Annotated in this window: 9 protein-coding genes; 7 read left to right on the plus strand and 2 right to left on the minus strand. The window is 68.1% G+C overall.

All coding sequences use genetic code 11. From position 1 onward, the window contains the following. The 4 genes from AC27VN_RS30065 to AC27VN_RS30080 all read left to right on the plus strand — a co-directional run. The coding region (locus tag AC27VN_RS30065) for a class I SAM-dependent methyltransferase (RefSeq protein WP_490878918.1) at positions 1-687 on the plus strand (687 nt) is incomplete at its 5' end. 89 nt (positions 688-776) lie between these two features. Then, positions 777-1769, plus strand: coding sequence for a sulfonate ABC transporter substrate-binding protein (locus tag AC27VN_RS30070; RefSeq protein ID WP_490878919.1), 993 nt, complete (start codon positions 777-779; stop codon positions 1767-1769). A 102-nt stretch (positions 1770-1871) separates the two neighbouring features. Continuing rightward, complete coding sequence (locus AC27VN_RS30075; RefSeq protein ID WP_490878920.1) at positions 1872-2438, plus strand: hypothetical protein; 567 nt, start codon at positions 1872-1874, stop codon at positions 2436-2438. Positions 2439-2618: 180 nt separating this feature from the next. Further along, entirely contained in the window at positions 2619-2975 is a 357-nt protein-coding gene (locus tag AC27VN_RS30080; RefSeq protein ID WP_490878921.1) for a hypothetical protein, read from the plus strand. Positions 2976-3060: 85 nt separating this feature from the next. On the opposite strand, the gene AC27VN_RS30085 is transcribed toward AC27VN_RS30080, so the two are convergent. Then, on the minus strand, positions 3061-3504 hold the full coding sequence (locus AC27VN_RS30085) for a MarR family winged helix-turn-helix transcriptional regulator (RefSeq protein ID WP_490878922.1): 444 nt from the start codon (positions 3502-3504) through the stop codon (positions 3061-3063). 2 nt (positions 3505-3506) lie between these two features. Between AC27VN_RS30085 and AC27VN_RS30090 the strand changes: the two genes are divergently transcribed. Further along, positions 3507-4715 (plus strand): FAD-dependent oxidoreductase, encoded by a 1209-nt coding sequence (locus tag AC27VN_RS30090; protein WP_490878923.1) that lies wholly within the window; start codon positions 3507-3509, stop codon positions 4713-4715. A gap of 25 nt (positions 4716-4740) precedes the next feature. On the opposite strand, the gene AC27VN_RS30095 is transcribed toward AC27VN_RS30090, so the two are convergent. After that, positions 4741-5121, minus strand: coding sequence for a RidA family protein (locus tag AC27VN_RS30095; RefSeq protein WP_490878924.1), 381 nt, complete (start codon positions 5119-5121; stop codon positions 4741-4743). A gap of 164 nt (positions 5122-5285) precedes the next feature. Between AC27VN_RS30095 and AC27VN_RS30100 the strand changes: the two genes are divergently transcribed. Both AC27VN_RS30100 and AC27VN_RS30105 read left to right on the plus strand, forming a co-directional pair. Next, the gene (locus AC27VN_RS30100) at positions 5286-5795 is read left to right on the plus strand and encodes a sigma-70 family RNA polymerase sigma factor (RefSeq protein WP_093352567.1); all 510 of its coding nucleotides are present in this window, start codon (positions 5286-5288) and stop codon (positions 5793-5795) included. After that, positions 5788-5991: FecR/PupR family sigma factor regulator (locus tag AC27VN_RS30105; protein WP_490878925.1), on the plus strand; the 204-nt coding region annotated here is incomplete at its 3' end. The genes AC27VN_RS30100 and AC27VN_RS30105, both read left to right, overlap by 8 nt.

The raw sequence follows: 5991 nt of genomic DNA on the forward strand, positions 1-5991 counted from the left end.
CGGCACCCGCTCGAGACGCTGTCCTTCTTCGGCCTGCGGCCCGAATGGTCGGTGGTCGAGATCGCGCCGGGCGGCGGCTGGTACACCGAGATCCTCGCGCCCTTCCTCAAGGCTCGCGGCCGCCTCTACGCGGCCCATGCGCCGGCCGACGGCACGCCCGAGCAGCAACGTGCCCGCGCGGCCTTCGCGAAGAAGCTCGCGGACGACCCCGCCAACTACGGCCGCGTGGTGCTCGGCACTTTGCCCACCGACCGCTTCACCGACATCCACCCGCCCGGTGGCGCCGACGCGGTGCTGACCTTCCGCAACATCCACAACTGGATCGCCGACGGCCATTTCGACGAGACCTTGCGCGCCTTCTACGACGTGCTCAAGCCCGGTGGCGTGCTCGGCGTGGAGGAGCATCGCGCGCTGCCCGGCACATCGCTCGCACGGACCATCGACAGCGGCTACGTGGCGCAGGACTTCGTGATCGCGCGCGCCCGCGCGGCCGGCTTCGTGTTCGACGGCGAGAGCGAGATCAACGCCAATCCGCGCGACACGCACGACCATGCGAACGGCGTCTGGGCGTTGCCGCCGACCCTGCGCGGGGGCGAAGTCGATCGCGCGAAGTACCTCGCCATCGGCGAATCGGACCGCATGACGCTGCGCTTCGTGAAGCCGCGGCGCGGGCCGGCGCGCACATAGGAAAAGCGCATAAGCAAGCGCGCGCAGCGCATTCGACAAGCGGCGGGCCGCGGTTCAGCATCGCGGCCTCTACCGACTTGCTTCGAGGTGTGCCCTTGTCCTCCGGATCCGACTTCTCCCTGCGTCGCCGACAGGTCGCGCCCACGCTGCTGGCGCTGGCCGCTGCGCTTTCGCTGCCCGCCAGATCCTGGGCGCAGAACGCCTTGCCCAAGGAGGTGAAGATCGGCTTCCAGAAGGGCTCGGCCGTGCTGGTGCTGGCACGCAAGCAGCAGGTGGTCGAGAAGCGCCTCAAGGCGCTGGGCGTGGGCAGCGTCAAGTGGGTCGAATTCCAGTTCGGCCCGCCGATGCTCGAGGCGCTGGGCGCAGGCGTCATCGACCTGGGCTCGGTCGGCGACACGCCGCCGGTGTTCGCGCAGGCCGGCGGCTCCGACCTCGTCTATGCGGCCGCCACGCCCTCGGCGCAGCATGCGGTGCTGGTGCCGAAGAACTCGCCGATCCGTACGCTGGCGGACCTGAAGGGCAAGAAGGTCGCGTTCGGCAAGGGCTCGAGCGCGCAGAACGTGACGATCAAGGCGCTGGCCACCGCGGGCCTGGGCTTCCAGGACATCCAGCCCACCTACCTGTCGCCGGCCGATGCCACCGCCGCCTTCAACGGCGGCAACATCGACGCCTGGGTGGTCTGGGATCCCTACTACGCGATCGCCGAGGAACGCTATGGCGCGCGCGTCGTCGCCGACACCACCGACAAGCGGCTCACCAGCGCCTCGTACTACATGGCCGGCCGCGACTTCGCCACGCGCCATCCCGCGGTGCTGGCGGCCGTGCTCGACGAACTGCGCCTGCTCACAGTCTGGTCGGGCCAGCACCGCGACGAACTTGCCGCCATCGCGGCCGAGGCCACGGGCATCGACGTCAAGCCCTGGTCGGCCGCTTTCGCGCGCGCGGAGTTCTCGCTCGGGCCCGTGACCGAGGCGCACATCGCGCAACAGCAGCAACTGGCCGATGCCTTCCTGGCGCTGGGGATCATTCCGCGGCGGATCAGTGCGCGGGAGATCGTCTGGCGGGCGCCTGGGGTGTTCTGACGGGGCCTGCGGATTCGCAGGGGCCCGCCGCACGCATGACATGCGTACCATGTCGTTCCCGATGCGCATCGCGAACGCTCGTCGTGACACATGGAGATGCGGATGGAAGCAGGCTGGTTGGCTGGCGCGCTTTGGGACCCGATCGCATTGGCCGTGCTCGCGGCCATCCTGCTGGTTTCGACGGCGATGCTGTACTCGCGCAGCGATGCGCCGCCTCCCGTGTCGATCGCGCGCCTGGCCCTGGGTTACGTCGTCGTGGTGCTCATATGCTGTGGATTCGCGGCCGCGAGCAGCTACACCCCCGCCGATGAGGCGTGGGCCCGATGGGGCATTCCACCGGAAAGATATTGGCGCGCGCTACTGGCGGAGTTCTCGACCCTCTGGGTCCTGCTCAGCTACGGTGTTCTGGTCGGCATGGCGCTCATCGGGGTGCCCGTGCTGTTCGCGATGGCACGTCGGGGTTGGGGAACCGTTCCGGGGCTGATGGCGATCTCGGTTCCGATCTCGCTGCTCTTTCTTGTCGCATTGACGGCCCTGTCCCGGCGGCTTGCCCTCGATGCGGCGTTGACCATCCTGGCCATGCACCTCGTGCTGTCGCTTGGATTCGGGGTCGCGGCCGGACTTCCCTGGCGGTGGAAGACGCCTCCATCGCGGATGAGCGGTTTCTGATCTGGCCCGTGGCCGTTGCGGGTGCCGGTGACTTCCTCGCGCATGTCACCGGCGCAGGGCACGGCACCCGACGTACCGCATTGCGGTACCGCGTGGGTTTCATTCCGAGGGAGGGCGCGGCGGGGCATAGATTGGCCGTCTACTGCCGACGACATCGACGCCCCTCACCCGCCACAGCCCATGGAAGCGCTACCGATCCTCATCTTCATCGTTGGCCCGCCTCTGGCGACCTTCCTGGTGAGCGTGATCTATTTTCGAGCGGCGGAGCACTACTCGCCCGGTACGCGGCTGTTGGTTTCGCTGCACGGCGTGGCGCTCACGTGCTGGTTCATCGTGGCGATCTGCATGAATGTCCTGGGGTTCACTGGCGCGAAGTTCCAGTTTGTTTTCTACGCGGCGCTGTTCATTCCGTCGGCCTTGGCGCTGTATTCGATCTTCAGGTTCGAGGGCGGTGCCATTCACCTGCTGCAGATCGTCAACCTTGTGTGCGCGCTTGCCATGATGGTCTTGGCTCCGTTGATCGTCCGGGGCCTGTGAACAGGTCGTTGCGACTCGCGGCTCGCCGTCGTCCTCGGTCGGCTTGACGCGCGCGTCAGACGCAGGTTGGGGCAATTGCAGCGGCTCAGCGGTCGACCTTCCCGGCCCCTTCGGCAATTTTGTAGAGCAGCCGCAGAAACGTCTCCCGATCCTCCGCGCCGAGGCCGGCGCACACCTCTTCATCGATCGAGCGCAAGACCTCCCGACCCGGTTCGAGCAGGGCCTCGGCATGGGCGGTCAGCATGACGAGGCTGCTGCGCCAGTTGTCGGGCGAAGGCTCCCGCCGTATCAATCCGTCGCGCTCCATGCGCGCCAGCAACTGCGCCATGGTCGGCTGCTCGACGCCGGCGATCACTGCCAGTTCCTTCTGCGTGAGCTTCGCGCCGTCCTTCAAGGCGACGAGCACCGGCAACTGCGCCGTCTTGATGCCGAGCGGCGACAGCCGCAGCTCGACCAGGCGATGGATCATCCTCGCGACGCGACTGAGCGCCAGCGTCGGCATGGCCCGCGGTTGCCACGCTTCAGCCATCGATGGCATCTCTTGACATAGCATCCTATCTCTTTAACATAGGAGGCTATGTTATCAACGAAATCGATCCCATGAAAGCGCCACGCATTGCCATCGTCGGTGCCGGCCCGGGCGGGCTTTGCGCAGCGAACCTGCTGCATCGCGCGGGGTGGCCGGTCACGGTTTTCGAGGGCGATGCGGCGTTCGATGCGCGCGACCAGGGCGGCACGCTCGATCTCCATCCCGATGGCGGGCAACTGGCCTTGGCCAAGGCCGGCCTGCTCGAGGATTTCCTCGCGGTGGCGCGCCATGAGGACCAGGGGCAGCGGGTGCTCGACCACGCGACCGGCGCGGTGCTGCGCGAGGAGATCCCCGAGGAGGGCACCGGAGACCGGCCCGAGATCGATCGCGTGCTGCTGCGCCAATTGCTGTTGCGGCCGCTGGGCGAGGGCGTGGTGCGATGGGGCGAATCCGTCGACGCGGTGCTGAGCGATGACAGCGGCGCCCATTTCCTGCGGCTGCGCAACGAGGTCGCGGGTCCCTTCGACCTCGTGATCGGTGCCGATGGCGCCTGGTCGCGGGTGCGCTCGGCGCTGGCCGAGCAGCAGCCCACCTACACGGGCGTCACCTTCGTGGAGCTGTGGTTCTCCCAGGTGGACGAGCGCCACGCAGCGCTGAGCGAGCGGGTCGGGCGTGGATCCGTGTTCTCGCTGCACGACGGCGCCGGCATCTTCGCGCAGCGCAATGGCGGTGGTGCGATCCGCGTCTATGCCGCCTTCCGCAGCCGTGAATCGGACACCGATCGACCGGACAAGGCGCTCGCCGGTATCACCCTGGCCGAGCTGCGCACGCGCTTCGAAGGATGGTCGCCCGCCTTGCTCGACCTCATCGACAAGGCCGACCGGATCGCCGCCATCCGTCCGATCGTTGCGTTGCCGGTCGACTTCCGCTGGACGCACAAGCCCGGGCTCACGCTGCTCGGCGACGCGGCGCACGTGATGCCGCCGATGGGTGAGGGCGTGAACCTCGCGATGCTCGACGCCGCGGAATTGGCCGAGTCGCTGATTGGTGCCGCCAATTGGCGCCAGGCCACCGAAGCGTACGAACTCGCCATGCTGGAGCGAAGCAACAGGATCGCGAGCGAAACCAGCGAGGCCTTCGCGCAGTGGTTCTCCGCCGAGGGCGCGAACAGCCTGCTGGCGCACATGGACCAAAGGCTCGCGGGGGAGTGAGAGAACCCCCGCGCGCAAGCGCGCCTCAGGTGCGCAGCGCCGTCACCTCGATCTCGATCTTCATGCGCGGATCGGCCAGCCCCGCCGAGATCATCATCGCCGCGGGCCGCACCTCGCCGAAGTACTTGCGCAGCACCGGCCAGCAGGCCTCGAAATCGGCGCCGTCGGGCAGCACGTAGGTCACGCGCACCACGTCGCGCAGGCTGGCGCCGGCTTCCTGCAGCGCCGCCTCGATGTTCTTCAGGCATTGCTCCGCCTGTTCGACCACGTCGTCCGAGATGGTCATGGTGGCGTAGTCGAAGCCCGTGGTGCCCGAAACGAACACCCAGTCGCCCGCGACGACGGCACGCGAGTAGCCGATCTGCTGTTCGAAGGTGGAGCCGGAGCTGATGAGCTTTCTGGTCATGGAGGGCCTTTGCGAAATTGGTGGGTGGGGGCCGGGGACGGCGGCTCGACTCTACCGGCCGGGGACCAGGCCCGTTTTCCGCCGGGCTCGTCATCCTCTAAAATGAGAACCATTCTTATTAATCCGATGTCCCCCGTTCCCCGGGGCACCGGCCAGAGGTTCTCTTGGCGTTCACCGAAGCCGCATCCGCTCAGCCCGTCGAAGTCCTGTACAGCGACCACCATGGTTGGCTGCGCGGCTGGCTGCGCAAGCGCCTGGGCAATGCCTTCGACGCAGCCGACATCGCGCACGACACCTACCTGCGCATCCTCTCGACCGGCCGCGTGCCGCAGCCCGAGGAGTCGCGCCGTCACCTGACGCAGATCGCCAACGGCCTGGTGATCGACCTGTACCGGCGCCGGCAGATCGAGGCCGCGTACCTCGAGGCCATCGCCTGCATGCCCGCGGCGCTGGCGCCCTCGGAGGAGGAGCGCGCGCTCGCGGTCGAGGCGCTGGTCGAGGTCGACACCATCCTGCACGGCCTGCCGGCCAAGGCGCGCACGGCCTTGCTGCTGTGCAGGCTCGAAGGGCTGAGCTACCGCGAGATCGCGCAGCGGCTGAATGTCAGCGTCTCCTCGGTCGAGAAGTACGTCGCGGCCGGCCTGCAGGCCTGCTACCGGGTGATGCATGGCTGACGTGCGCATGAACCCGAGCCCCGCGCTGCCGGGTCCGCTCGATCCCGCGGTGGTGCGGCGCGCGGCCGAATGGATGGCGCGGCTCTGGTCGGGCGAGGCCAGCGACCAGGACCGTGCCGCCTGCGAACGCTGGCGCGCCCAGCATCCCGATCATGAACGCGCCTGGAACCGGCTGCAGTCCTTCGAGGACAAGCTC

It is taken from the genome of Variovorax sp. 20P10.2.4 (assembly GCF_058244205.1).